Origin of the sequence: Escherichia sp. R1 (assembly GCF_003000935.1) — a bacterium.
Taxonomy (GTDB): domain Bacteria; phylum Pseudomonadota; class Gammaproteobacteria; order Enterobacterales; family Enterobacteriaceae; genus Escherichia; species Escherichia coli.
Genome location: NZ_PSRU01000005.1, coordinates 103,652 through 128,243 on the forward strand (window position 1 = coordinate 103,652; position 24,592 = coordinate 128,243).

25 protein-coding genes, 3 tRNA genes and 1 pseudogene are annotated in these 24,592 nt (G+C 51.5%); 15 read left to right on the forward strand and 14 right to left on the reverse strand.

Going from position 1 to position 24,592, the window contains the following annotated elements:
* Positions 1–21 precede the first annotated feature (21 nt).
* From opgB to C4F37_RS07980, 6 genes are all read right to left on the reverse strand, one after another.
* Positions 22–2,313, reverse strand: a complete 2,292-nt coding sequence (gene opgB / locus C4F37_RS07955) for a phosphatidylglycerol--membrane-oligosaccharide glycerophosphotransferase (RefSeq protein ID WP_001292628.1) — start codon at positions 2,311–2,313, stop codon at positions 22–24.
* 253 nt (positions 2,314–2,566) lie between these two features.
* Positions 2,567–3,061 (reverse strand): DUF2501 domain-containing protein YjjA, encoded by a 495-nt coding sequence (yjjA, locus tag C4F37_RS07960; RefSeq protein WP_001385190.1) that lies wholly within the window; start codon positions 3,059–3,061, stop codon positions 2,567–2,569.
* Positions 3,062–3,109: 48 nt separating this feature from the next.
* Positions 3,110–3,847, reverse strand: coding sequence for a DNA replication protein DnaC (gene dnaC / locus C4F37_RS07965; protein ID WP_000799911.1), 738 nt, complete (start codon positions 3,845–3,847; stop codon positions 3,110–3,112).
* A 2-nt stretch (positions 3,848–3,849) separates the two neighbouring features.
* Positions 3,850–4,389 carry a primosomal protein DnaT gene (gene dnaT / locus C4F37_RS07970; RefSeq protein WP_001535806.1) on the reverse strand — a complete coding sequence of 180 codons (540 nt, stop codon included), beginning with the start codon at positions 4,387–4,389 and terminating at the stop codon, positions 3,850–3,852.
* Between the two features lie 107 nt (positions 4,390–4,496).
* Positions 4,497–4,970 carry a threonine/serine exporter gene (locus C4F37_RS07975; RefSeq protein WP_000538188.1) on the reverse strand — a complete coding sequence of 158 codons (474 nt, stop codon included), beginning with the start codon at positions 4,968–4,970 and terminating at the stop codon, positions 4,497–4,499.
* Positions 4,961–5,731 carry a threonine/serine ThrE exporter family protein gene (locus C4F37_RS07980; protein ID WP_001314410.1) on the reverse strand — a complete coding sequence of 257 codons (771 nt, stop codon included), beginning with the start codon at positions 5,729–5,731 and terminating at the stop codon, positions 4,961–4,963. Before C4F37_RS07980 ends, C4F37_RS07975 begins: the two co-directional genes overlap by 10 nt.
* Positions 5,732–6,350: 619 nt before the next feature.
* On the opposite strand from C4F37_RS07980, the pseudogene C4F37_RS07985 reads away from it, so the two are divergent.
* Both C4F37_RS07985 and bglJ read left to right on the forward strand, forming a co-directional pair.
* Positions 6,351–7,077, forward strand: a pseudogene (locus C4F37_RS07985) (helix-turn-helix domain-containing protein).
* Positions 7,035–7,712 (forward strand): DNA-binding transcriptional activator BglJ, encoded by a 678-nt coding sequence (gene bglJ, locus C4F37_RS07990; protein ID WP_001311355.1) that lies wholly within the window; start codon positions 7,035–7,037, stop codon positions 7,710–7,712. The pseudogene C4F37_RS07985 and the gene bglJ overlap by 43 nt, the downstream one beginning before the upstream one ends.
* 37 nt (positions 7,713–7,749) lie before the next feature.
* Here the strand turns inward: bglJ and fhuF are convergent, their stop codons facing one another.
* The gene (gene fhuF, locus C4F37_RS07995) at positions 7,750–8,538 is read right to left on the reverse strand and encodes a siderophore-iron reductase FhuF (RefSeq protein ID WP_000331596.1); all 789 of its coding nucleotides are present in this window, start codon (positions 8,536–8,538) and stop codon (positions 7,750–7,752) included.
* 140 nt (positions 8,539–8,678) lie between these two features.
* On the opposite strand from fhuF, the gene C4F37_RS08000 reads away from it, so the two are divergent.
* Positions 8,679–8,915: a DUF1435 domain-containing protein gene (locus C4F37_RS08000; protein WP_001350368.1), complete on the forward strand. Its 237-nt coding sequence runs from the start codon at positions 8,679–8,681 to the stop codon at positions 8,913–8,915.
* 38 nt (positions 8,916–8,953) lie between these two features.
* Here C4F37_RS08000 and C4F37_RS08005 read toward each other — a convergent pair.
* The 4 genes from C4F37_RS08005 to rsmC form a co-directional block, all read right to left on the reverse strand.
* A tRNA-Leu gene (locus tag C4F37_RS08005) sits at positions 8,954–9,040 on the reverse strand.
* Between the two features lie 34 nt (positions 9,041–9,074).
* Positions 9,075–9,161: transfer RNA gene (locus tag C4F37_RS08010), tRNA-Leu, on the reverse strand.
* A gap of 28 nt (positions 9,162–9,189) precedes the next feature.
* Positions 9,190–9,276 (reverse strand) — tRNA-Leu (locus tag C4F37_RS08015).
* A 199-nt stretch (positions 9,277–9,475) separates the two neighbouring features.
* A complete protein-coding gene (gene rsmC / locus C4F37_RS08020) occupies positions 9,476–10,507 on the reverse strand; it encodes a 16S rRNA (guanine(1207)-N(2))-methyltransferase RsmC (protein WP_001540628.1) in 1,032 nt (343 codons plus the stop codon).
* Positions 10,508–10,609: 102 nt separating this feature from the next.
* On the opposite strand from rsmC, the gene holD reads away from it, so the two are divergent.
* From holD to C4F37_RS08060, 8 genes are all read left to right on the forward strand, one after another.
* Positions 10,610–11,023, forward strand: a complete 414-nt coding sequence (gene holD / locus C4F37_RS08025; protein WP_000204030.1) for a DNA polymerase III subunit psi — start codon at positions 10,610–10,612, stop codon at positions 11,021–11,023.
* The gene (gene rimI, locus C4F37_RS08030) at positions 10,992–11,438 is read left to right on the forward strand and encodes a ribosomal protein S18-alanine N-acetyltransferase (protein WP_001092461.1); all 447 of its coding nucleotides are present in this window, start codon (positions 10,992–10,994) and stop codon (positions 11,436–11,438) included. The genes holD and rimI overlap by 32 nt, the downstream gene beginning before the upstream one ends.
* A gap of 14 nt (positions 11,439–11,452) precedes the next feature.
* On the forward strand, positions 11,453–12,130 hold the full coding sequence (gene yjjG / locus C4F37_RS08035) for a pyrimidine 5'-nucleotidase (RefSeq protein ID WP_000870712.1): 678 nt from the start codon (positions 11,453–11,455) through the stop codon (positions 12,128–12,130).
* A gap of 90 nt (positions 12,131–12,220) precedes the next feature.
* On the forward strand, positions 12,221–13,810 hold the full coding sequence (gene prfC, locus C4F37_RS08040) for a peptide chain release factor 3 (protein WP_000175940.1): 1,590 nt from the start codon (positions 12,221–12,223) through the stop codon (positions 13,808–13,810).
* 392 nt (positions 13,811–14,202) lie between these two features.
* Positions 14,203–14,808: a molecular chaperone OsmY gene (gene osmY, locus C4F37_RS08045; RefSeq protein WP_001295748.1), complete on the forward strand. Its 606-nt coding sequence runs from the start codon at positions 14,203–14,205 to the stop codon at positions 14,806–14,808.
* 126 nt (positions 14,809–14,934) lie between these two features.
* On the forward strand, positions 14,935–15,096 hold the full coding sequence (locus C4F37_RS08050; RefSeq protein ID WP_000490275.1) for a DUF1328 domain-containing protein: 162 nt from the start codon (positions 14,935–14,937) through the stop codon (positions 15,094–15,096).
* A gap of 121 nt (positions 15,097–15,217) precedes the next feature.
* Entirely contained in the window at positions 15,218–16,291 is a 1,074-nt protein-coding gene (locus tag C4F37_RS08055) for a patatin-like phospholipase family protein (RefSeq protein WP_001298490.1), read from the forward strand.
* A complete protein-coding gene (locus tag C4F37_RS08060; RefSeq protein ID WP_001540630.1) occupies positions 16,288–17,067 on the forward strand; it encodes a metal-dependent hydrolase in 780 nt (259 codons plus the stop codon). The genes C4F37_RS08055 and C4F37_RS08060 overlap by 4 nt, the downstream gene beginning before the upstream one ends.
* A 216-nt stretch (positions 17,068–17,283) precedes the next feature.
* Here the strand turns inward: C4F37_RS08060 and C4F37_RS08065 are convergent, their stop codons facing one another.
* Both C4F37_RS08065 and C4F37_RS08070 read right to left on the reverse strand, forming a co-directional pair.
* Positions 17,284–18,147 (reverse strand): YjjW family glycine radical enzyme activase, encoded by an 864-nt coding sequence (locus C4F37_RS08065; RefSeq protein WP_001088373.1) that lies wholly within the window; start codon positions 18,145–18,147, stop codon positions 17,284–17,286.
* Positions 18,119–19,669: a YjjI family glycine radical enzyme gene (locus C4F37_RS08070; protein WP_001540632.1), complete on the reverse strand. Its 1,551-nt coding sequence runs from the start codon at positions 19,667–19,669 to the stop codon at positions 18,119–18,121. The genes C4F37_RS08065 and C4F37_RS08070 overlap by 29 nt, the downstream gene beginning before the upstream one ends.
* A 257-nt stretch (positions 19,670–19,926) precedes the next feature.
* Between C4F37_RS08070 and deoC the strand changes: the two genes are divergently transcribed.
* The 4 genes from deoC (at position 19,927) to deoD (ending at position 24,157) form a co-directional block, all read left to right on the forward strand.
* Entirely contained in the window at positions 19,927–20,706 is a 780-nt protein-coding gene (gene deoC, locus C4F37_RS08075; RefSeq protein WP_001298497.1) for a deoxyribose-phosphate aldolase, read from the forward strand.
* Between the two features lie 77 nt (positions 20,707–20,783).
* The gene (gene deoA, locus C4F37_RS08080; protein WP_000477811.1) at positions 20,784–22,106 is read left to right on the forward strand and encodes a thymidine phosphorylase; all 1,323 of its coding nucleotides are present in this window, start codon (positions 20,784–20,786) and stop codon (positions 22,104–22,106) included.
* Positions 22,107–22,157: 51 nt separating this feature from the next.
* Complete coding sequence (gene deoB / locus C4F37_RS08085) at positions 22,158–23,381, forward strand: phosphopentomutase (RefSeq protein WP_000816460.1); 1,224 nt, start codon at positions 22,158–22,160, stop codon at positions 23,379–23,381.
* Positions 23,382–23,437: 56 nt separating this feature from the next.
* Positions 23,438–24,157: a purine-nucleoside phosphorylase gene (gene deoD / locus C4F37_RS08090; protein ID WP_000224879.1), complete on the forward strand. Its 720-nt coding sequence runs from the start codon at positions 23,438–23,440 to the stop codon at positions 24,155–24,157.
* A gap of 160 nt (positions 24,158–24,317) precedes the next feature.
* Here deoD and C4F37_RS08095 read toward each other — a convergent pair whose 3' ends face one another.
* Complete coding sequence (locus C4F37_RS08095) at positions 24,318–24,581, reverse strand: helix-turn-helix domain-containing protein (protein ID WP_001774151.1); 264 nt, start codon at positions 24,579–24,581, stop codon at positions 24,318–24,320.
* Positions 24,582–24,592: the final 11 nt, after the last annotated feature.

A 24,592-nucleotide genomic window follows, 5' to 3' on the forward strand; every position in this document is an offset into this window, starting at 1 on the left:
GACCTACACATCAGTCAGGAATTACCCTTCACGTTCCACCACTTTAATTTCCACCATGCCGATCCCGAGCTTACGCGGCGAGTGTCCGAGGATATTCCCTTCGTTGGTTGAGACAGGTTCCGGCGGCACAATTACCAGTGTGTCGGCATCGGTTGGGTTATCGAAATGCAGTGTGGTGGTGGTCACTTCATTGCCCAGCACAAGGGTTTGTTCTTCATTGCCTACGCGTACCGGAATAGGACGGCTGGCGTTATTGCCGTATGCTTTGGCGGTAATCACCAGGTCAAATTTCTTCGGCAGCGGATGCTTGTACTCGATTTTTACTTCATCACCCAGCTGTGCGTTGGACCAGCGACCCCACGACTCTGGACGAGAAATCCCGCTAAACTGTTTCACCTCTTCTGGCGCACCAGCGACGTTAAAGATGAAACTGTCGGCTTTGTAGCGAATATCGTTATCAACAATCTTTAGCGTATCGACATTGCCTTTGTAACGCGCCATGTCGATGACCGTATCTTTAAATGCCGTTTTGCCCTTCCATATTGCTTTGTCAACATGCTGAACAATTTGCTGACCGCCAAGCTGCCCTTGCGAGACACACCAGTCGGTGGAGAGTGCCAGTTCCGGAGCCCAGAGTTGTGCCATCTTGTAGCAACGGTCAACCCAGACGAAATTGTCGCGTGGAGCGAAATCTGCCAGCTGGAAACGCAGCGGTGCTGAGTATTCGCTTTCCGGCAGCGGTTCCACGCGTTTGTCTGAAACCCGCAACAGCAGCGGCAAACGGAAATGGCTACCTGAGAAGGCAATCATGTTTTTCTGCTGGTCGATGGTGAACTCTTTCATCTCTTTAGGGAATTTCCACAGGCGGATGATATCCGGCTTCCACGCCAATGTTTTCTCTTTGATATTGAGGAAGATTTCCGACATCGACTGCCCGGATAAACTGCTACGGCCAAGTCCGAGATAGTTATCGCCACCGAGAATGTCCAGCACCGTCGCGCCGTTATCCATCGTATTACGCTTCACTGCCAGCGTCTCTTGCTGCGGCTTGTCGCCACGGATGACAAAAAACAGGTTATTGCGATCCTGCTTATTAAGGTATTTCCACGCCGTATTGTTCATCGCTAAATGGTCAGAAGAGACGACGATGACGGTATCTTTAAACCACGGTGACGCTTTGATTTTGTTGATAAACGTCGCAATATTCTCCTGGCTGCAGCTTACCGCGCTGAATGACTGATTCGGCTTACCGTCAAAATCATATTTTTTGCGGTTACAGGTGCGCGAGATAAAACCATCCGGGTGATGGGTATCGACTGTCAGGGTAAACAGTGAGAATCGCTGACCTGAGCGGGAAAGCTCTTCAAATTTTTTCCACGCTTCATCGAGAACGGTATCGTCGTAGAATCCCCAGTCGTTACGATAGTGCGGGTCGGCCACCACACTTTTCAGCTCTTCTGAGCCGTATAAGTGGTCGAAGCCATGCGACTTCAGGAACACATCTTTACCGGCAAAACGCAGATTCGCGCCCTGCACGAAATAGTTCTGATAACCCGAGTTTTTCAGGATATCGCCCAGACAGATGTTCTGCGGGAAGAAGCTGGAGACAGAGGCGGAGGCGTTGCCTTCAAATGGGGCAAACAGCGGTATGCCGCACTGAGAAGCCACCATGCCCGCAATCGTGTAATCCGTTCCTGGCAGCTGCTGCGTGTGGCTGAAATCCAGGCCTTCATTTTTCAACGCGCCCAGTTCAGGCGTGAGATCCGGGAAAGCCTCGTTATCAAAATAGGTCCGCTCGAGACTTTCGCCGTAGATATAAACCAGGTTGAGTTTCGGGTCAGGGATAGTTTTCGACGGCTCTTTATAATAAGCCGCAAAGTCCGGGTCGCCGTCGCGTGACTGGGATTTCACCAGTTCCGTTATCTGACGAAATGCCGGGCTGGCATCCACTGAACCCAGCGCCAGTAAGAGTGCCAGCAGGCTGTAACCAAAATGGTGCGGATGATGACGACGACGGCGCAGGATCCAGCCCAGCGCACCGAACACCGCCGCCAGCCCCAGCACAATGCCGATACCAGGCAGGATGTATTTGCTGACACCAGCACCGGTCAGGCTGTTGGTTAAGGTATAGAGAACCGCGTCGTTAATACCATCGCCAGTAAAATAGTCGCTGGCAAACAGGGTGATATTTAAAACGACAAATAGCCCCAGTACCGTTAATGTGGCCGCAAACCACCAGGTGTTACGTCCCGCTTTCCATGCGTAAATCAGCACAGAGGCGAGAAAAAGGGCGAAAGAGAGTAGTTCTGACAACGGGCGATCCTCACTAAACCGGGCCGTTTAGCCAACGTTTAAGTTTTTTGAGAAGCACAATGTAATGGCGTCGCCATATTGCTGCAATTCTAGTGTCAAAAAAATGCGATGTTGTTAGGAATTAGTTTATAAACAGACTTTTTTGATCGCGGTCGCTTCCCGTGTAACAGGGGTAAAACCGTCCAGGAGCAGGGAAAAGGGCAGGAGAGAGCCGCGTCAGCCGGGTAACAGCTAAAACGCGGCGTTTCGCGGTTCAGGAAATGAAGTTCAGCCCCTGCTTTAACACCAGATCGCAGGCTTTGGTTTTCACCTTTTCTGCCAGCGGAGTCGTTCCAATATTATCCAGATTGAGTTGCTGACCATCTTTGGTTTTCAGCAAACCCTGAATGCCATCCAGATAGTTGGTGTCTTCTTTTTGCTCTTCACTGTTCAGGCCCAGTTTTTCCAGTACCTGATTCTTGATGTTTTCGGCATCGGTTACCGAAGCCAGCTTTTGCTTCGCGCAGTATTGCAGAATGCCTGCGGCGTTGTTCATGTTATCTGCGCTTAAGGCCTGGTTCCCGCTGCTAAGCAAGTTAGTTAATGACGCGAGCGACCAACCGCCTTCCTGTGTCGTGTTGTTTTGGTTGCCAAGTTCGCTGGCGGCGCTGGAGAGCGCATCTTTCCAGGACGCAGCATGCACCCCGGTGGAAATTAATGCGCTGGCGGCAATGGCACAGCACAGAAGATGTTTAATAGTTTTCATCATCATTACTCAAGGTTGAATTGTGTCGCAGTATACCGCCAGAAACGGGGATTAATACTCTTTACCTGTTACACGGCTACGGTAGCTATCCCAGTTGAAGATCACCCACAAACTGTTACCCAGGCGCATACGGTCCATCACGCGTTCGCCCAGCAACTTGGTCATCTCTTCCATATTACTGTTGGTCAGCATCCCGGTTGGGCGTTTGGAAGAAGAGCGGCGATCGACGATCTGGTTGATGATCACTTTTTCGTATTTCGATTCGGTCTGCACGCCGATCTCATCGATCACCAGCAGATCAACGTTACTCAGATCGTTAAGCAGTTGTTCTTCGCTGGTACCGCTATTCCTGAAGGTATCTTTCATCGCCGACATAATATCGGCCACGGTGATGATCAATACGGATTTACCGCGTAGCAGCAGCTCGTTGCAGATTGCCGCCGCCAGATGGTTTTTGCCGGTTCCTGGCTTACCAGAAAAGATGAAGCTGGCGATGTTGCCGTCAAACTCCTCGACATACTGGCGCGCTTTGCTTAACGCATTCATTTGTCCTTCACACTCAACGCGATAGTTCTCAAAGGAGCAGTTCTGATGCAGTGGACGAATACCGGAGCGGTTAAAGGTGCGCTGCATTTTCATCGCCCGATTTTCACGTTCGAGAGCGGCGGAGCGGATCGCCCCTTGTTCTTTCTGCCAGGCCAGTAATTCTTCACCCGTTTTGAACGCAGGTTTGATATGGGCAGGCATCATTTTTTGCAGGCGTTGCATCAGGTCGCCAACGTTTTTCATCGTTACCCTCTGAATCCTGGTGGAATTTGGCTGTCAGGTTCACTGACCGTATTCACATCTCGTTTCGGCAGTCCGCCGTTGCTGGCACGACCGATTTGCAGGCTGCGCGCCAGTTTTTGTTGCCACTGCACATGGTGAAAGACTTTGCCTTCCGCCTGCCAGTAGGCAATGAATGACGCCAGTTCTTCGGCGGTCACCGGCTCTCTTAGTGCCACGCCCCATAGCGCCGCCAGGCGGATAAAGTCGGCATCGGGTTGCCAGTCCGGATACATGGCAAATTTCCCCATTGGTACAGCAACGGGAGCGGCTTGCGGTTCCTGATAGAGTTGATCGTCCAGAGCGACATCGCTTCCCGGACGCGCCAGTTTTTCTTCCAGCGCCAGCAGTTCAGCCAGGCGTGCAGGCGTGACGGCATAAAACGCCGGGGCATTGTTAGCAAATACGGCAACCACACCGCCTTCAGCTTTTGCCAGAACGGTTTGGTGATCGTGTACCAGGGCGTCAATACCAACGACGTCCGGGGTCAAAACTCTGGAAGACATACTGTTTCTCAAATATGGAACGATGAACGAGAAGGGAGATAACTTTTATAGTAACACACGGAGGAGAGGAGGCTGTCTCTCATCCGCGTGCTTTAAGTGAGGCAATTTTATACGCGAGGGCGCTTGCGGTACAACCATAATCCAGGAATGGAAAGACCGATGGATAACGCACCAACAATCGATGAAGCTGTAAGAAAGTTGGTTAACAGGGTAATCATCAACGGTTCGCTGTAACCTAGCTGGCTGATTTTTACCGCCGAAATCATTGCGGTATAAGCTGATATGCCAGGGAACATAGGGATAACAGCCGCCACGGTAAACACTTTCGGATGCGCCAGATACCAGCGCGACCATTGAATACCAATGGTGCCGACCAGCATAGAGGCCATAAAGGTTGACCATTCAATATTCAGCCCGCTGGTCATTAAGATCATTCGGGAACCATGACCTATCGCACCAAGCAGCGCACACCAGCGTAACGCTCGAACGGGAACGTTGAACACCATCGCAAAGCCGACCGCAGGAATGGCGGCGAGGATCATATCCTGCGCCAACGCTAACAGAAATTCGATCACACCCATCCGCGTAGCCCCCAAATCGTCAGTGCCATTACTACGCCGACACAGGTAGCCAGTGTCAGCAGACTGGCGATTGCCCAGCGTGCCAGTCCGGTATTGATGTGGCCTTTAAACATATCGGCGACGGCATTTATCAACGGAAAGCCCGGCACCAGCAGCAGAACGCTGGCGGCCATCGCAATGGTGGGGGTATTGCTGAAAGTGGGAAGTTGCAAAAGCAATCCGGAAATGGTGGTGGCGGCGAAAGCGGTGAGGCAAAAGTTGATCTGTGGATGAAGATGACGTTGTGCCAGCAGCTGGCGGATATACATCGCGGCCGTACTGGCCAGGAAGGTGATGACGGCACCATCCCAGCCACCTTTATTGAGTTTACAGAAACAGGCGCAGGAAAGGCCAACCATTAAGGCTACCAGCCATCTTGGGTAACGTAATGGCTGAATTTGGCTAAATCGTTTCTCTACGCCTTTGTAATCCAGCAGATGATGCTCCGCCAGAATTACAATGTGCTGGACTTCAGTCACCACATGCATATTAATGCCGCGATCGTGATTTTTACGTGTCGATGTCAGGCATTGCCCATCTTTAATGGTTGTCAGCACTATGGCGTTCGAAGAGATAGAACTCTCGACGCTGTCCATTCCCAACGCCCGACCCAGTCGTGAGGAAAGCTCATCAACCAACGCGCTTTCCGCACCATGTTGCAAAAGAAATAATCCACACTGGATACAAAGCCGTGTTACGGCTCGCTGTTGCTCAGTTTGCATAACTCGCCCTTTGTCATAGACGTGCTGCGTATTGTTCAGATAATGAGAATCCATTTGTATCATGAAGCACGGTTGTTTTGCGGTAGGTTAAGATCAAAATTGCGCTGATTAATCCTGGTTATCGGGAGATGCTCGGTGATAAAAAGCGAATTATCTCTCGCCGTAAACAAACTATCGCATGAATATTATCACTATAATGAATTTGTTATTTGGCCTTTACGAGTCAGGATAATAGATAGCTGGGCGCGTTTTTTTATGTTAACAAGTTAAAACCATCAGATTTTATTGAATAAATATTGATTGTGTGATTCCCGCACTCTGCGGGAAGAGATATTATTTAATTATAAATTAAATGAATGAGATTTCTGTTTTTCATTAAGTATTTCTAACAACTTAATGTAGATATTTTAAATGTCTCCAGGCTATTTCACCAGGTTATCATTTGATGCTAACCTTCTGACACATGCAGTGGAGTTGTTGTGCAGCAGGAGTATGCTGATATGAAAGTGAATGCTAAGGATAATTTATTCGCTTAATCTATTAATTTGCTGGAAATATTTAAGGAATGAATGCCTTGAATAAACCATCATGATTTTTAGACAGTGGATGTGGAGGAAATATGTTGCCAGGATGCTGCAAAAATGGAATTGTTATCAGTAAAATACCTGTTATGCAAGCAGGGTTAAAAGAGGTCATGAGGACTCACTTCCCTGAATATGAAATAATATCCAGCGCCTCTGCGGAGGACCTTACCTTATTACAATTACGTCGTTCCGGATTAGTCATTGCTGATTTGGCCGGTGAAAGTGAAGATCCACGTTCCGTTTGTGAGCATTATTACTCTTTAATCTCACAATATCGGGAAATTCACTGGGTTTTCATGGTGTCACGCTCCTGGTATTCCCAGGCAGTAGAATTGCTCATGTGCCCTACGGCGACGTTATTGTCTGATGTTGAACCCATTGAGAATCTGGTCAAGACCGTACGTTCCGGCAATACGCACTCAGAGCGTATCAGCGCCATGCTGACCTCTCCGGCAATGACTGAAACTCATGATTTTAGCTATCGCTCCGTCATTCTCACTCTTTCAGAGCGCAAGGTACTGCGGCTATTAGGTAAAGGATGGGGCATCAACCAGATAGCTTCATTGCTTAAGAAAAGTAATAAAACTATTAGCGCCCAAAAAAAACAGTGCGATGCGTCGACTGGCAATTCACAGCAACGCTGAAATGTATGCATGGATAAATAGCGCGCAGGGTGCAAGAGAACTTAACTTGCCTTCTGTTTATGGAGATGCCGCAGAATGGAACACAGCCGAATTAAGAAGAGAAATGTCGCACTCATAGAAAAATGCGTCATGAGTCGTATCGGTATTGAGAGTTTATTCAGAAAGTTTGCGGGTAACCCTTATAAGCTCCATACCTATACCAGTCAGGAGTCATTTCAGGATGCCATGTCGCGGATCTCGTTTGCAGCGGTCATTTTTTCTTTTTCTGCCATGAGAAGTGCGCGCAGAGAGGGATTATCCTGCCTGACTGAACTGGCGATTAAGTTTCCGCGTACCCGGCGTTTAGTTATTGCGGATGATGATATTGAAGCTCGGCTGATTGGTTCATTATCGCCATCACCGCTGGACGGTGTATTAAGTAAAGCGTCAACGCTGGAGATTTTTCATCAGGAACTCTTTTTGTCATTAAATGGTGTACGTCAGGCGACCGATCGACTGAACAATCAGTGGTACATTAACCAAAGCCGGACGTTAAGCCCGACGGAGAGAGAAATATTGCGCTTTATGTCGCGTGGCTACTCAATGACACAAATTGCCGAGCAGCTTAAACGCAATATCAAAACGATCCGTGCACATAAATTTAATGTGATGTCGAAACTGGGCGTCAGTTCTGATGCAGGGTTGTTGGAGGCCGCAGATATTCTGTTATGTATGCGGCATTGCGAAACAAGTAATGTGTTGCATCCTTATTAATCCGCATGATGCCGGGTTTACTTCCCCGGCAGTGCTTTCATTTCAGCGTACAATCGCCACATTGCTGCACATCCGGTAAGCGATAACGCTGGCAGCAAGTGCGGCGCACCAGCAGGCCGTCGCGTAGCACCACGGTACGCCAGAGTGGATTATCTTCACCGGTAGTAAGCGTTTTCTCAAAAAAGAGGGCATAGCGCAGCGATTCAACCGTCGCCTCGCCGAGCAGCTGTTTCATCTCAGTCAGATACCAGTTGATCAAATAACCGGTATTGCTCCAGATAAGTTTGCCGTTAATCTCTCCCGTTGCTTCTAGTGCCTGCACAACCGGAACCAGCGCCTGGCTGATTAACGTTTCCATTCGCTGCTGCGGCGAATGTAGTGTTGCGTTTTTATCTTCACACACATCGACCCAGAAACAGGCGGCGCGTCCGGTTTCGTGAAACTCAACGTGGACATGTTCCGGCGACACATCTAATGCTTTTTCCTGAGTCAGCAGCGCCAGCATTAATGGTGGTACCATCAGGCCGATATACCATTGCGCCCACAGTGAGATCAGCGGTTTGTTTTCGCGGATCATCAAAGGTTGGTTGCGGTAGATATGATCGGAATAGACCGCGAGTAGAGAACTTAGCGCATTAGGTGATGACCATTGCGCCAGCGTCATGGCGTTAAGTGGGGCGGGTTCATCCAGGCGGATAAACTCCAGCAAATGTTCACGATGTTCGGCGATCGTCGCCCGCACGGCTTGTGCAAGCCCAGCATCCTGCGGCTGGAGATGCGTTCGCCAGATAACATCTTCATAGAGCGGTGCGGAACGATAGGCCATAATCGTGATAGTAATCTAAATGATAATTATTGCTAATCCTATCGATAGGTTTACCCGATAGCAAGGGATTTCTCTGGCTTGCAAATGATAAAAATTATCATATGATATTAGTTATCATTATCAATGAAAGAGATGAAACCATGTTGCAACGTACGCTGGGCAGTGGCTGGGGAGTGTTGCTGCCGGGATTGCTGATTGCAGGGCTGATGTATGCGGATTTATCGCCGGATCAATGGCGGATTGTCATTCTGATGGGATTGGTATTGACGCCGGTGATGTTGTATCACAAACAGTTACGGCATTACGTTTTGCTACCATCGTGCCTGGCGCTTATTGCTGGCATCATGCTGATGATAATGAATTTGAATCAGGGGTGATAAAACAGTGAAGAGACAAGAAAAGAAGTAAAGATAATTGGTGCGAGGGGGGGGACTTGAACCCCCACGTCCGTAAGGACACTAACACCTGAAGCTAGCGCGTCTACCAATTCCGCCACCTTCGCACAGTCATCTTACTTTTTTTGATATCGCCTCGTTTGGTGCGAGGGGGGGGACTTGAACCCCCACGTCCGTAAGAACACTAACACCTGAAGCTAGCGCGTCTACCAATTCCGCCACCTTCGCCCAGTGCGAGCAATATCAACGTGGTTTTTGGTGCGAGGGGGGGGACTTGAACCCCCACGTCCGTAAGGACACTAACACCTGAAGCTAGCGCGTCTACCAATTCCGCCACCTTCGCATACCATCAATTCTTAAAAAGAATTGCTACCACGGAGGCGCATTCTAGTGGTTTTCAGCTTTTCGTCAATAGTTAATTATCGACAGCGGTGTAATTGCTGGAAAAATGTCCATCAGCGAATTGTGGATAATTCGTTTGTCGGTCAGAGAAGGCGTGTACGCCGCATCCGACACGGTATGCGGCGACATATATCAGATACTCAACCTTTCTTCGCCTGGCGGGTCATAATGGCGCGATACACCTTGAAGCGCCCGGTTTGCGCAATCACTTCGTGGAAACCAAATGTCTCATCCAGCACGTCCGGGTAAGGCAGGAAGGCGTTCGCTACAATTCGCAACTCGCCGCCGCTGTTCAGATGACGCACCGCGCCGCGAATCAGCGTTTGCGCGGCATCCAGGCTGGTTTGCATCCCATCGTGGAACGGCGGGTTGGAGATTATCATATCAAAGCGACCTTTCACCTCGGAAAAGACGTTACTGGCAAAGACTTCACCTTCAACACCGTTGGTCGCAAGTGTTGCGCGACTGGCTTCTACCGCTGGTGCAGAAACATCACACAGAGTGAGGCGGATCTTCGGTGAATGGCGCGCAAAAGCAACGGAAAGCACTCCCGCGCCGCAGCCGACATCCAGCACTTTACCTTTCGTGTATGGAGTTAGCGTCGAGAGCAGCAACTGACTGCCGACATCCAGACCGTCGCGGCTAAACACGCCCGGCAGCGTTTTGACCGTCAAGCCATCGACGCTGTATTCGCCCCAGAATTTATTGGCATCAAATACCGGCTGCTTTTCCAGACGACCAAAATAGAGGCCGCAGCGACGGGCGCTGTCTACCTTATTCAACGGCGCATAATCGGCCAGCATCTGCTCGGCGCTGCGCACGCCGCTGCGGTTCTCGCCAACGACAAAAATATCCGTGCCCACCGGAAGCAGAGAAAGTAAATTCATCAACTGGAACTGGGCTTCCGGTTTGTTCTTCGGCCAGTAGTAAATCAAAGTATCGCAATCAGCGACATCATCCGCCGTGGCGACCAGGCTAAAACGGGCGTTATCCCCCATCTGGCGGCTTAACACCTGCCAGTGGTGGAATTGCTGGGTATGAGCACGGCTGGCCGCGGTATCTAAACGCGCGGGCAGGTCATCCTGTAAGTCTCCGGCAAACAGAATACGGCTTTGTTCGAAATCATCACTGTGACGCAGCAAGACTTCACTTGCCGGGGTAAATGCAGACATGGAATGCTCCTCAATTGATACTGGCGGCGATTATAGCCATATGTTGGCGCGGTATCGACGAATTTGCTATATTTGCGCCCCTGACAACAGGAGCGATTCGCTATGACATCCCGACGAGACTGGCAGTTACAGCAACTGGGCATTACCCAGTGGTCGCTGCGTCGCCCTGGCGCGTTGCAGGGGGAGATTGCCATTGCGATCCCGCCACACGTCCGTCTGGTGATGGTGGCAAACGATCTTCCCGCCCTGACCGATCCTCTGGTGAGCGATGTTCTGCGTGCGTTAACCGTCAGCCCCGATCAAGTGCTGCAACTGACGCCAGAAAAAATCGCGATGCTGCCGCAAGGCAGTCGCTGCAACAGCTGGCGGTTGGGTACTGACGAACCGCTATCACTGGAAGGCGCTCAGGTGGCATCACCGGCGCTCACCGAATTACGGGCAAACCCAACGGCACGCGCCGCGTTATGGCAACAAATTTGCACATATGAACACGATTTCTTCCCTCGAAACGACTGATTTACCAGCGGCTTACCACATTGAACAACGCGCCCACGCCTTTCCGTGGAGTGAAAAAACCTTTGCCAGCAACCAGGGCGAGCGTTATCTCAACTTTCAGTTAACGCAAAACGGCAAAATGGCGGCGTTTGCGATTACGCAAGTGGTGCTGGATGAAGCTACATTGTTCAATATTGCGGTCGATCCTGACTATCAGCGTCAGGGACTGGGAAGGGCGCTGCTGGAACATCTGATCGACGAACTGGAAAAACGCGGCGTGGCGACGCTATGGCTGGAAGTCCGTGCCTCAAATGCTGCCGCCATTGCCCTGTACGAAAGTTTAGGCTTTAACGAGGCGACGATTCGCCGCAATTACTACCCCACCACGGACGGTCGCGAAGACGCCATCATCATGGCGTTACCAATCAGTATGTAAGACAAGGTGGAATAATGAAGTGGGACTGGATTTTCTTTGATGCCGATGAAACGCTGTTTACCTTTGACTCATTCACCGGCCTGCAGCGGATGTTTCTTGATTACAGCGTCACCTTTACCGCTGAAGATTTTCAGGACTATCAGGCCGTTAACAAGCCACTGTGGGTGGATTATCAAAACGGCGCGATCACTTCATTACAGCTTCAGCACGGGCGGTTTGAGAGCTGGGCCGAACGGCTGAACGTCGAACCGGGTAAACTCAACGAGGCCTTTATTAATGCGATGGCGGAAATCTGTACGCCGTTGCCGGGGGCGGTTTCCCTGCTTAACGCCATTCGTGGCAACGCCAAAATCGGCATCATCACCAACGGCTTTAGCGCCTTGCAACAGGTACGTCTGGAACGCACGGGCCTGCGTGATTACTTCGATTTGCTGGTGATTTCCGAAGAAGTTGGCGTTGCCAAACCGAATAAGAAAATTTTCGATTATGCGCTGGAACAAGCGGGCAATCCTGACCGTTCACGCGTGCTGATGGTTGGTGACACTGCCGAGTCCGATATTCTCGGTGGCATCAACGCCGGGCTTGCGACCTGCTGGCTGAATGCGCACAATCGCGAGCAACCAGAAGGCATCGCGCCCACCTGGACCGTTTCTTCGTTGCACGAACTGGAGCAGCTCCTGTGTAAACACTGATTGCCTCCCCCCCGTTGATGGGTAAAATAGCCGCAATTTTTCGTTTTCAACAAGCGCGGCGCGATGCCGCTTACTCAAGAAGAAAGAATTATGACGTTGTCTCCTTATTTGCAAGAGGTGGCGAAGCGCCGCACTTTTGCCATTATTTCTCACCCGGACGCCGGTAAGACTACCATCACCGAGAAGGTGCTGCTGTTCGGACAGGCCATTCAGACCGCCGGTACAGTAAAAGGCCGTGGCTCTAACCAGCACGCTAAGTCGGACTGGATGGAGATGGAAAAGCAGCGTGGGATCTCCATCACTACGTCTGTGATGCAGTTTCCGTATCACGACTGCCTGGTTAACTTGCTCGATACCCCGGGGCACGAAGACTTCTCGGAAGATACCTATCGTACCCTGACGGCGGTGGACTGCTGCCTGATGGTTATCGACGCCGCAAAAGGTGTAGAAGATCGTACCCGTAAGCTGATGGAAGTTACCCGTCTGCGCGATACGCCGATCCTCACCTTTATGAACAAACTTGACCGTGATATCCGCGACCCGATGGAACTGCTCGATGAAGTTGAGAACGAGCTGAAAATCGGCTGCGCACCGATCACCTGGCCGATTGGCTGCGGCAAGCTGTTTAAAGGCGTTTACCACCTTTATAAAGATGAAACCTATCTCTATCAGAGCGGTAAAGGCCACACCATTCAGGAAGTCCGCATTGTTAAAGGGCTGAATAACCCGGATCTCGACGCTGCGGTTGGTGAAGATCTGGCACAGCAGCTGCGTGACGAACTGGAGCTGGTGAAAGGCGCGTCTAATGAGTTCGACAAAGAGCTGTTCCTTGCGGGCGAAATCACCCCGGTATTCTTTGGTACTGCGCTGGGTAACTTCGGCGTCGATCATATGCTGGATGGCCTGGTGGAGTGGGCGCCTGCGCCGATGCCGCGTCAGACCGATACCCGTACCGTAGAAGCGAGCGAAGATAAATTTACCGGCTTCGTATTTAAAATTCAGGCCAACATGGACCCGAAACATCGCGACCGCGTGGCGTTTATGCGCGTGGTATCCGGTAAATATGAAAAAGGCATGAAGCTGCGCCAGGTGCGCACCGCGAAAGATGTGGTGATCTCCGACGCGCTGACCTTTATGGCAGGCGACCGTTCGCACGTTGAAGAAGCGTATCCGGGCGATATCCTCGGCCTGCACAATCACGGCACCATTCAGATCGGCGATACCTTTACCCAGGGTGAGATGATGAAGTTCACCGGTATTCCGAACTTCGCGCCAGAACTGTTCCGTCGTATCCGCCTGAAAGATCCGCTGAAGCAAAAACAGCTGCTCAAAGGGCTGGTACAGCTTTCCGAAGAGGGGGCGGTGCAGGTGTTCCGTCCGATCTCCAACAACGATCTGATCGTTGGCGCGGTTGGTGTGCTGCAGTTTGATGTGGTGGTAGCGCGCCTGAAGAGCGAATACAACGTTGAAGCAGTGTATGAGTCAGTCAACGTTGCCACCGCCCGCTGGGTAGAATGTGCGGACGCGAAGAAATTCGAAGAGTTCAAGCGTAAGAACGAAAGCCAACTGGCGCTTGATGGCGGCGATAACCTCGCTTACATCGCTACCAGCATGGTCAATCTGCGCCTGGCGCAGGAACGTTATCCGGACGTTCAGTTCCACCAGACCCGCGAGCATTAATTCTAGCCTCCAGGGCGCGGTAGCCGCTGCGCCCTGTCAATTTCCCTTCCTTATTAGCCGCTTACGGAATGTTCTTAAAACATTCACTTTTGCTTATGTTTTAGCTGATATCCCGAGCGGTTTCAAAATTGTGATCTATATTTAACAAAGTAATGACATTTATGACGGCGTTAAATACCGTTCAATGCGTAGATATCAGTATCTAAAGCCGTCGATTGTCATTCTACCGATATTAATAACTGATTAAGAGGCTGTAATGGTCGTTATTCATCACCCATCGCTTTTGTGATGGCGACCATTGACTTCTGTAGAGGGTGAAGTCTCTCCCTATTCAGCAATGCAACCTCGTGTTGCCAGGCTCAAATTACGAGCAAACATACAGGAATAAATCGATGACTATGACAAGACTGAAGATTTCGAAAACTCTGCTGGCTGTAATGTTGACCTCTGCCGTCGCGACCGGCTCTGCCTACGCAGAAAACAACGCGCAGACTACCAATGAAAGCGCAGGGCAAAAAGTCGATAGCTCTATGAATAAAGTCGGTAATTTCATGGATGACAGTGCCATCACCGCGAAAGTGAAGGCAGCCCTGGTGGACCATGACAACATCAAGAGCACCGATATCTCTGTCAAAACCGATCAAAAAGTCGTGACCCTGAGCGGTTTCGTTGAAAGCCAGGCTCAGGCCGAAGAGGCGGTGAAAGTGGCGAAAGGTGTTGAGGGCGTGACCTCTGTCAGCGACAAACTGCACGTTCGCGACGCTAAAGAAGGCTCTGTGAAAGGCTACGCGGGTGACACCGCCACTACCAGTGAAATCAAAGCCAAACTGCTGGCAGATGACATTGTCCCTTCCCGTCATGTGAAAGTTGAAACCACCGATGGCGTGGTCCAGCTCTCCGGTACCGTAGATTCTCAGGCACAGAGCGACCGTGCTGAAAGTATCGCCAAAGCGGTAGATGGTGTGAAAAGCGTTAAAAATGATCTGAAAACTAAGTAATTCGTCGTAATTCGACCTCCCGAACTTTGTCGGGAGGCGCGATGTGCACCACACTAAAAATATCGCATTGAGTGATTTTCACGCTCATATCAAGCGGTGACATTAACTATGGTAAAGGAGACGCTTATGTTTCGTTGGGGCATCATATTTCTGGTTATCGCGTTAATCGCCGCCGCACTTGGGTTTGGTGGTCTGGCCGGTACTGCTGCAGGCGCAGCTAAAATTGTCTTTGTCGTCGGGATTATTCTGTTCCTGGTGAGTTTGTTCATGGGCCGAAAACGACCCTAGATTTCAGACCATTAAGAAAATTTTATCCAAAGCCAGTCCAGCGGACTGGCTTTTGCGGTTTTAGCGAATAATAAATTGCGTTACTTTGTCATTCTTTCACAACAAAAACAGGAAGGCAGAGGTGGGGCAGCGAATACCTGTAACGCTTGGTAATATTGCGCCGTTGTCGCTAAGGCCGTTCCAGCCTGGACGGATTGCTCTGGTGTGCGAAGGCGGCGGACAACGTGGAATTTTCACGGCTGGCGTGCTGGATGAGTTTATGCGCGCGCAGTTTAATCCTTTCGATCTTTATCTCGGCACATCTGCCGGGGCGCAGAACCTCTCGGCGTATATCTGCAATCAGCCCGGTTACGCGCGCAAAGTCATCATGCGTTACACCACAAAACGCGAATTTTTCGATCCATTGCGCTTTGTCCGTGGAGGAAATCTTATCGATCTCGATTGGCTGGTGGAGGCCACCGCAAGCCAGATGCCGTTGCAAATGGATACCGCAGCGCGGTTATTTGACAGCGGCAAATCGTTTTATATGTGCGCCTGTCGTCAGGATGACTATGCGCCGAATTACTTTTTGCCAACTAAACAAAACTGGCTGGATGTGATTCGCGCCTCCAGTGCGATACCTGGCTTTTATCGTAGCGGAGTGTCGCTGGAAGGTATTAACTACCTGGATGGTGGGATCAGTGATGCGATCCCGGTTAAAGAGGCGGCAAGGCAGGGAGCAAAAACGTTGGTCGTCATCCGCACTGTGCCGTCACAAATGTACTACACGCCGCAGTGGTTCAAACGCATGGAACGCTGGCTGGGTGACAGTAGCCTGCAGCCGCTGGTCAATCTGGTGCAGCATCATGAAACAAGCTATCGTGAGATTCAGCAATTTATTGAGAAACCACCGGGCCAGCTGCGGATATTCGAAATTTATCCGCCGAAGCCATTGCATAGTATCGCGCTCGGCAGTCGGATTCCGGCGCTGCGTGAAGACTATAAACTTGGACGTTTATGCGGGCGTTATTTTCTGGCAACGGTCGGTAAATTATTGACTGAAAAAGCGCCGCTGAGCCGCCATCTGGTGCCGGTGGTGACGCCGGAGTCGATCGTTATTCCGCCTGCGCCAGTCGCCAACGATACGCTGGTTGCCGAAGTGAGCGATGCTCCGCAGGCGAACGACCCGACATTTAACAATGAGGATCTGGCTTGATTTGCCGTTTTATCGACACCCACTGCCATTTTGATTTCCCGCCGTTTAGTGGCGATGAAGAGGCCAGCCTGCAACGCGCGGCACAAGCGGGCGTAGGCAAGATCATTGTTCCGGCGACAGAGGCGGAAAATTTTGCCCGCGTGCAGGCGTTAGCGGAAAAATATCAACCGCTGTATGCCGCATTGGGCTTGCATCCTGGTATGTTGGAAAAACATAGCGATGTGTCTCTTGATCAGCTACAGCAGGCGCTGGAAAGGCATCCGGCGAAGGTGGTGGCGGTGGGGGAGATCGGTCTGGATCTCTTTGGCGACGATCCGCAATTTGAGAGGCAGCAGTGGTTACTCGACGAACAACTGAAACTGGCGAAACGCTACGATCTGCCGGTGATCCTGCATTCACGACGCACGCACGACAAACTGGCGATGCATCTTAAACGCCACGATTTACCGTGCACTGGCGTGGTTCATGGTTTTTCCGGCAGCCTGCAACAGGCCGAACGGTTTGTGCAACAGGGCTACAAAATTGGCGTAGGCGGGACTATCACCTATCCACGCGCCAGTAAAACCCGCGATGTCATCGCAAAATTACCGCTGGCATCGTTGTTGCTGGAAACCGACGCACCAGATATGCCGCTCAATGGTTTTCAGGGGCAGCCTAATCGCCCTGAACAGGCCGCCCGTGTTTTTGCCGTGCTTTGCGAGTTACGACCGGAACCGGCGGATGAGATTGCCGAAGTGTTGCTTAATAACACCTATACGTTGTTTAACGTGCCGTAGGCCGGACAAGGCGTTTACGCCGCATCCGGCCGTTGGCGCACAATGCCTGATGCGACGCTGACGCGTCTTATCATGCCTACAAGTCTGTGCCGAACCGTAGGCCGGATAAGGCGTTCACGCCGCATCCGGCAGCTGGCGCACAATGCCTGATGCGACGCTTGACGCGTCTTATCATGCCTACAGGTCTGTGCCGATCCGTAGGCCGTATCCGGCATGTCACAAATATAGCGCCGGAAATATTAACCGGCTCACCCCGCGCTCCCATAACGCATCAGCCAGTTGTTCCACATCCTCCGGCGTGGCGCTCGGCCAGCTTTGCGCCTCGCCATACACGCCGTGGGCATGAAACGCGTTCAGGCGTACCGGAACATCGCCAAGTCCCTTGATTAACGCCGCCAGTTCTTCGATGTGTTGCAAATAATCCACCTGGCCAGGGATTACCAGCAAACGCAGTTCCGCCAGCTTACCGCGCTCTGCCAGCAAACAGATGCTGCGCTTGATCTGCTGATTATCGCGTCCGGTTAATTGCTGATGACATTCGCTCCCCCACGCTTTGAGATCGAGCATTGCGCCGTCACACACCGGGAGCAATTTTTCCCAGCCGGTTTCGCTCAACATGCCGTTACTGTCCACGAGGCAGGTGAGATGGCACAGTTGCGGATCGTTTTTGATGGCAGTAAACAGCGCCACCACAAACGGCAACTGGGTCGTGGCTTCGCCGCCGCTTACCGTTATCCCTTCAATAAACAGAACCGCTTTGCGGACATGGTTAAGCACCTCGTCCACGCTCATGGATTGCGCCATTGGCGTAGCATGTTGCGGACACATCTTCAGGCAGGTATCACATTGCTCGCAGACAGCCGCGCTCCACGCCACTTTGCCGTCGACAATCTGCAACGCCTGATGCGGACACTGCGGCACGCACTCTCCGCAATCATTACAGCGCCCCATCGTCCACGGATTGTGACAGTTTTTGCAGCGCAGATTGCAGCCCTGCAAAAACAGAGCCAGACGACTGCCTGGCCCGTCAACGCAGGAGAAGGGGATAATCTTACTGACTAAAGCGCATCTGCTGTTCATGGCTTATCACGCGCGGCTGGCGTTCCAGAATACGAGTGTTGCGTGCGGCTTCTTCTCCCAGCCAGGTAGTGTTGGTGCGTGAACCTTCGGCGCGATATTTTTCTAAATCCGACAAACGCACCATATAACCGGTAACGCGAACCAGATCGTTACCGCTGACATTGGCGGTAAATTCACGCATTCCGGCTTTAAAGGCACCGAGGCAAAGCTGTACCAGCGCCTGCGGATTACGTTTGATGGTTTCGTCGAGCGTCAGAATGTCGCTGATGCCGGAATAATAATAAGCATGATGCGGGGCGACAGTTTGCAGATGGGTAATCGGATCTGGCTCATCACCATACGGCAAGCGTGCGCCAGGCGTGGTACCGATATCGGAACTGATCCCCGACTGTGCGTGTAGCATGGCGCGTTTTTGCCAGCCATATTTCACGGGGGTATTGGCGACAAACTCCGCCAGTTGTGCGCTGATGCGATAACCCACTTCATTTGCAGCGGCTTCTTTACCGTAACGTGCGACAATTCCTTCTTTCTCACACAGCAAGTTAACCGCTTCCGCCAGCCCATACATGCCAAACATTGGCACAAAACGTTCAGGGTTAATCAGCCCTTCTTTCACCAGGAAGCTATTCTCAAAGAAGTGTGATTGTTGATAGAGGAATTCACACCGCGCATCGATGATGGCGATCTGCTGCTGGCAGTAGTGCGGTAGAGTGCGCGTAAAGAAGTCATCCAGCGATTCGCTGCGCTCGGCAATGGCTTTCAGGTTAAGGCGTACCAGCGTGCTGCCACCACCCGCCAGCGGCAGTGAGTTGTAACAGCTCACAATCCCGTAGCCCCCTTTTGTGAAAATTTTATCATGCACCGGACCGTTGGCGATGTGCGGTTTGCTACATTCACAGATGTTTTTCGCCACTTCCAGCAGCAGGTCATCAGGGGTGATATCAGGATCGTAGATAAAGGTCAGGTTCGGTGAAACCTGCTTCAGCTCTGCATCTGCACGTAAGATCGCGCGGGTAATGGGCGAATCAGACGGGCCGATGTTGGCGTGCATAAAGGCGTCTGGCAGGGTTCTGTCGAGGTAACGCCAGAAACGTTTTATTCGAATATCGATCTCGTCTTGTGTTAGAATTCTAACATACGGTTGCAGCAACGCATCCAGTTGCCCCAGGTAGACCGGCATCGATGTGACCGACGGTACATGGTGGTAAAGAATGGTCAGCAGAGAGAGTGCGTCATCAAGGTCTTTCGCGCCTTCCAGCTCCAGCCATTCGGAACCGTGCGCCAGAAAACGGGCGTAATCGGGTAAGACATAGCGCGGTTTGTACGGCGCATGACCTTCAAACATATCGCAGATTACCCCCTCATCCAGCGCGCGGCGGGCTTCGGCAGGCAGCTGTGGGTAAGGCAGATTATTTTCTGCTTCCAGTGCCAGAAAATGGCGCTTCTGCTCCGGGCTAAGTACCGGGCTGGTGACAATTTGCTGGCAACGTTGTTGCAGTGCATTTTCATGAGAAGTGGGCATCTTCTTTTCCTTTTATGCCGAAGGTGATGCGCCATTGTAAGAAGTTTTGTAATGTTCACTTTGATCCTGATACGTTTGCCACCTCTGACGCATTCATTTGAAAGTGAATTATTTGAACCAGATCGCATTACAGTGATGCAAACTTGTAAGTAGATTTCCTTAATTGTGATGTACATCGAAGTGTGTTGCGGAGTAGATGTTAGAATACTAACAAACTCGCAAGGTGAATTTTATTGGCGACAAGCCAGGAGAATGAAATGACTGATCTGAAAGCAAGCAGCCTGCGTGCACTGAAATTGATGGACCTGACCACCCTGAATGACGACGACACCGATGAGAAAGTGATCGCCCTGTGTCATCAGGCCAAAACTCCGGTCGGCAATACCGCCGCTATCTGTATCTATCCTCGCTTTATCCCGATTGCTCGCAAAACTCTGAAAGAGCAGGGCACCCCGGAAATCCGTATCGCTACGGTAACTAACTTCCCACACGGTAACGACGACATCGACATTGCGCTGGCAGAAACCCGTGCGGCAATCGCCTACGGTGCCGATGAAGTTGACGTGGTGTTCCCGTACCGCGCGCTGATGGCGGGTAACGAGCAGGTTGGTTTTGACCTGGTGAAAGCCTGTAAAGAGGCTTGCGCTGCGGCGAACGTACTGCTGAAAGTGATTATTGAAACCGGCGAACTGAAAGACGAAGCGCTGATCCGTAAAGCGTCTGAAATCTCCATCAAAGCGGGTGCTGACTTCATCAAAACCTCTACCGGTAAAGTGGCTGTGAATGCGACGCCGGAAAGCGCGCGCATCATGATGGAAGTGATCCGCGATATGGGCGTAGAAAAAACCGTTGGTTTCAAACCGGCGGGCGGCGTGCGTACTGCGGAAGATGCGCAGAAATATCTCGCCATTGCAGATGAACTGTTCGGTGCTGACTGGGCTGATGCGCGTCACTACCGCTTTGGTGCTTCCAGCTTGCTGGCAAGCCTGCTGAAAGCTCTGGGCCACGGCGACGGTAAGAGCGCCAGCAGCTACTAAGGCTTGATTTGCCGGATGATGCAGCGATGCTCATCCGGTTCCCCGATTACCTCGTCTCTTTTCCACGGGAGGTTACCTTGTTTCTCGCACAAGAAATTATTCGTAAAAAACGTGATGGTCATGCGCTGAGTGATGAAGAAATTCGTTTCTTTATCAACGGCATTCGCGACAACACTATCTCCGAAGGGCAGATTGCCGCCCTCGCGATGACCATTTTCTTCCACGATATGACAATGCCTGAGCGTGTCTCGCTGACCATGGCGATGCGAGATTCAGGAACCGTTCTCGACTGGAAAAGCCTGCATCTGAATGGCCCGATTGTTGATAAACACTCGACCGGCGGTGTCGGCGATGTGACTTCGCTGATGTTGGGGCCGATGGTCGCTGCCTGTGGCGGCTATATTCCGATGATCTCCGGTCGCGGCCTCGGTCATACTGGCGGTACGCTCGACAAACTGGAATCCATCCCTGGCTTCGACATTTTCCCGGATGACAACCGTTTCCGCGAAATTATTAAAGACGTCGGCGTGGCGATTATCGGCCAGACCAGCTCATTGGCTCCGGCGGATAAACGTTTCTACGCGACCCGCGATATTACCGCAACCGTGGATTCAATCCCGCTGATCACCGCCTCTATTCTGGCGAAGAAACTGGCGGAAGGTCTGGACGCGCTGGTGATGGACGTGAAAGTGGGTAGCGGCGCGTTTATGCCGACCTACGAACTCTCTGAAGCCCTTGCCGAAGCGATTGTTGGCGTGGCTAACGGCGCTGGCGTGCGCACCACCGCGCTGCTCACCGATATGAATCAGGTACTGGCCTCCAGTGCAGGTAACGCGGTTGAAGTTCGTGAAGCGGTGCAGTTCCTGACGGGTGAATATCGTAACCCGCGTCTGTTTGATGTCACGATGGCACTGTGCGTGGAGATGCTGATCTCCGGCAAACTGGCGAAAGATGACGCCGAAGCGCGCGCGAAATTACAGGCGGTGCTGGACAACGGTAAAGCGGCAGAAGTCTTTGGTCGTATGGTAGCGGCACAAAAAGGCCCGACCGACTTCGTTGAGAACTACGCGAAGTATCTGCCGACAGCGATGCTGACGAAAGCAGTCTATGCTGATACCGAAGGGTTTGTCAGTGAAATGGATACCCGCGCGCTGGGGATGGCAGTGGTTGCAATGGGCGGCGGACGCCGTCAGGCATCTGACACCATCGATTACAGCGTCGGCTTTACTGATATGGCGCGTCTGGGCGACCAGGTAGACGGTCAGCGTCCGCTGGCAGTTATCCACGCGAAAGACGAAAACAGCTGGCAGGAAGCGGCGAAAGCGGTGAAAGCGGCAATTAAACTTGCCGATAAAGCACCGGAAAGCACACCAACTGTCTATCGCCGTATCAGCGAATAACGGTATACTGATCCGATCATTTAAATTTGAAGCACTGAGTACGGAGAACATATGAAACGTGCATTTATTATGGTGCTGGACTCATTCGGCATCGGCGCTACAGAAGATGCAGAACGCTTTGGTGACGTCGGGGCTGACACCCTGGGTCATATCGCAGAAGCTTGTGCCAAAGGCGAAGCCGACCACGGTCGTAAAGGCCCGCTCAATCTGCCAAATCTGACCCGTCTTGGGCTGGCGAAAGCACACGAAGGTTCTACCGGTTTCATTCCGGCGGGAATGGATGGCAACGCTGAAGTTATCGGCGCGTACGCATGGGCGCACGAAATGTCATCCGGTAAAGACACCCCGTCTGGTCACTGGGAAATCGCCGGTGTCCCGGTTCTGTTTGAGTGGGGATATTTCTCCGATCACGAAAACAGCTTCCCGCAAGAGCTGCTGGATAAACTGGTTGAACGCGCTAATCTGCCGGGTTACCTCGGTAACTGCCACTCTTCCGGTACGGTCATTCTGGATCAACTGGGCGAAGAGCACATGAAAACCGGCAAGCCGATTTTCTATACCTCCGCTGACTCCGTGTTCCAGATTGCCTGCCATGAAGAAACCTTTGGCCTGGATAAACTCTACGAGCTGTGCGAAATCGCCCGTGAAGAGCTGACCAACGGCGGCTACAACATCGGTCGTGTTATCGCTCGTCCGTTTATCGGCGACAAAGCTGGTAACTTCCAGCGTACTGGTAACCGTCACGACCTGGCTGTTGAGCCGCCAGCACCGACCGTGCTGCAGAAACTGGTTGATGAAAAACACGGCCAGGTGGTTTCGGTCGGTAAAATTGCAGACATCTATGCCAACTGCGGTATCACCAAAAAAGTGAAAGCGACCGGGCTGGACGCGCTGTTTGACGCCACCATCAAAGAGATGAAAGAAGCGGGTGATAACACCATCGTCTTCACCAACTTCGTTGACTTCGACTCTTCCTGGGGCCACCGCCGCGACGTCGCCGGTTATGCTGCGGGTCTGGAACTGTTCGACCGCCGTCTGCCGGAGCTGATGTCTTTGCTGCGCGATGACGATATTCTGATTCTCACTGCTGACCACGGTTGTGACCCGACCTGGACCGGTACTGACCACACGCGTGAACACATTCCGGTACTGGTTTACGGCCCGAAAGTGAAACCAGGTTCGCTGGGGCATCGTGAAACCTTCGCGGATATCGGCCAGACTCTGGCAAAATATTTTGGTACTTCTGATATGGAATATGGCAAAGCCATGTTCTGATGGATTTGGGCGGAGCAGTGACTCCGCCTTTAATATGTCACAAAAAGGATAAAACGATGGCTACTCCACACATTAATGCAGAAATGGGCGATTTTGCTGACGTAGTTTTGATGCCAGGCGACCCGCTGCGTGCGAAGTATATTGCTGAAACTTTCCTTGAAGATGCCCGTGAAGTGAACAACGTTCGCGGTATGCTGGGCTTCACTGGTACTTACAAAGGCCGCAAAATTTCCGTAATGGGCCACGGTATGGGTATCCCGTCCTGCTCCATCTACACCAAAGAACTGATCACTGATTTCGGCGTGAAGAAAATTATCCGCGTTGGTTCCTGTGGCGCTGTTCTGCCGCACGTAAAACTGCGCGACGTCGTTATCGGTATGGGTGCCTGCACCGATTCCAAAGTTAACCGCATCCGTTTTAAAGACCATGACTTTGCCGCTATCGCTGACTTCGACATGGTGCGTAACGCGGTAGACGCGGCAAAAGCACTGGGCGTTGATGCTCGCGTTGGTAACCTGTTCTCCGCTGACCTGTTCTACTCTCCGGACGGCGAAATGTTCGACGTGATGGAAAAATACGGCATCCTCGGCGTGGAAATGGAAGCGGCTGGTATCTACGGCGTCGCTGCAGAATTTGGCGCGAAAGCCCTGACCATCTGCACCGTGTCTGACCACATCCGCACTCACGAGCAGACCACTGCCGCTGAGCGTCAGACCACCTTCAACGACATGATCAAAATCGCGCTGGAATCCGTTCTGCTGGGCGATAAAGAGTAATTGTGTTTTGCTGAAAGGCGATTGTCGTGTGAAGCCGGAGTGGGAGACTGCTCCGGCTTTTTAGTATTTATTCATCAATAGCAACTGATTTATAGATTTACTATTATTTTTCATATGGATAGAAAATAAAATCCATTCAAGTATCTATTCACGAATCTATTCATTTATGTTCAGCAGTCATCCAGGAAGGGCATATCAGCAACTCTGGTGGACAACCATAAATTCCTGCCATTTTGCTTTTGATGTTTGAACTAAGCCGTTCCGTCTTTTCGATCTGTTTTAGAGAATTAATGGAGATACCTAACATTTTACTTACTTCAGCAAGTGATATTTTATGCCTGATACGCACGGCGGTTAGCCAGGATATACCCTGGCTGAACATTAAATTGATAATCTCCCGTTCCTGGTTTTCCAGATCGATCATATTTCCTTCCC

Bases quoted from the DNA above. Each gene is read 5' to 3' on its own strand.
- yjjA (WP_001385190.1), bottom strand. From the start codon at position 3,061: ATGATGAAAACTATTAAACATCTTCTGTGCTGTGCCATTGCCGCCAGC.
- dnaC (WP_000799911.1), bottom strand. From the start codon at position 3,847: ATGAAAAACGTTGGCGACCTGATGCAACGCCTGCAAAAAATGATGCCT.
- dnaT (WP_001535806.1), bottom strand. From the start codon at position 4,389: ATGTCTTCCAGAGTTTTGACCCCGGACGTCGTTGGTATTGACGCCCTG.
- C4F37_RS07975 (WP_000538188.1), bottom strand. From the start codon at position 4,970: ATGGGTGTGATCGAATTTCTGTTAGCGTTGGCGCAGGATATGATCCTC.
- C4F37_RS07980 (WP_001314410.1), bottom strand. From the start codon at position 5,731: ATGCAAACTGAGCAACAGCGAGCCGTAACACGGCTTTGTATCCAGTGT.
- bglJ (WP_001311355.1), top strand. From the start codon at position 7,035: ATGGAACACAGCCGAATTAAGAAGAGAAATGTCGCACTCATAGAAAAA.
- fhuF (WP_000331596.1), bottom strand. From the start codon at position 8,538: ATGGCCTATCGTTCCGCACCGCTCTATGAAGATGTTATCTGGCGAACG.
- C4F37_RS08000 (WP_001350368.1), top strand. From the start codon at position 8,679: ATGTTGCAACGTACGCTGGGCAGTGGCTGGGGAGTGTTGCTGCCGGGA.
- rsmC (WP_001540628.1), bottom strand. From the start codon at position 10,507: ATGTCTGCATTTACCCCGGCAAGTGAAGTCTTGCTGCGTCACAGTGAT.
- holD (WP_000204030.1), top strand. From the start codon at position 10,610: ATGACATCCCGACGAGACTGGCAGTTACAGCAACTGGGCATTACCCAG.
- rimI (WP_001092461.1), top strand. From the start codon at position 10,992: ATGAACACGATTTCTTCCCTCGAAACGACTGATTTACCAGCGGCTTAC.
- yjjG (WP_000870712.1), top strand. From the start codon at position 11,453: ATGAAGTGGGACTGGATTTTCTTTGATGCCGATGAAACGCTGTTTACC.
- prfC (WP_000175940.1), top strand. From the start codon at position 12,221: ATGACGTTGTCTCCTTATTTGCAAGAGGTGGCGAAGCGCCGCACTTTT.
- osmY (WP_001295748.1), top strand. From the start codon at position 14,203: ATGACTATGACAAGACTGAAGATTTCGAAAACTCTGCTGGCTGTAATG.
- C4F37_RS08050 (WP_000490275.1), top strand. From the start codon at position 14,935: ATGTTTCGTTGGGGCATCATATTTCTGGTTATCGCGTTAATCGCCGCC.
- C4F37_RS08065 (WP_001088373.1), bottom strand. From the start codon at position 18,147: ATGAACAGCAGATGCGCTTTAGTCAGTAAGATTATCCCCTTCTCCTGC.
- C4F37_RS08070 (WP_001540632.1), bottom strand. From the start codon at position 19,669: ATGCCCACTTCTCATGAAAATGCACTGCAACAACGTTGCCAGCAAATT.
- deoC (WP_001298497.1), top strand. From the start codon at position 19,927: ATGACTGATCTGAAAGCAAGCAGCCTGCGTGCACTGAAATTGATGGAC.
- deoB (WP_000816460.1), top strand. From the start codon at position 22,158: ATGAAACGTGCATTTATTATGGTGCTGGACTCATTCGGCATCGGCGCT.
- deoD (WP_000224879.1), top strand. From the start codon at position 23,438: ATGGCTACTCCACACATTAATGCAGAAATGGGCGATTTTGCTGACGTA.
- C4F37_RS08095 (WP_001774151.1), bottom strand. From the start codon at position 24,581: ATGATCGATCTGGAAAACCAGGAACGGGAGATTATCAATTTAATGTTC.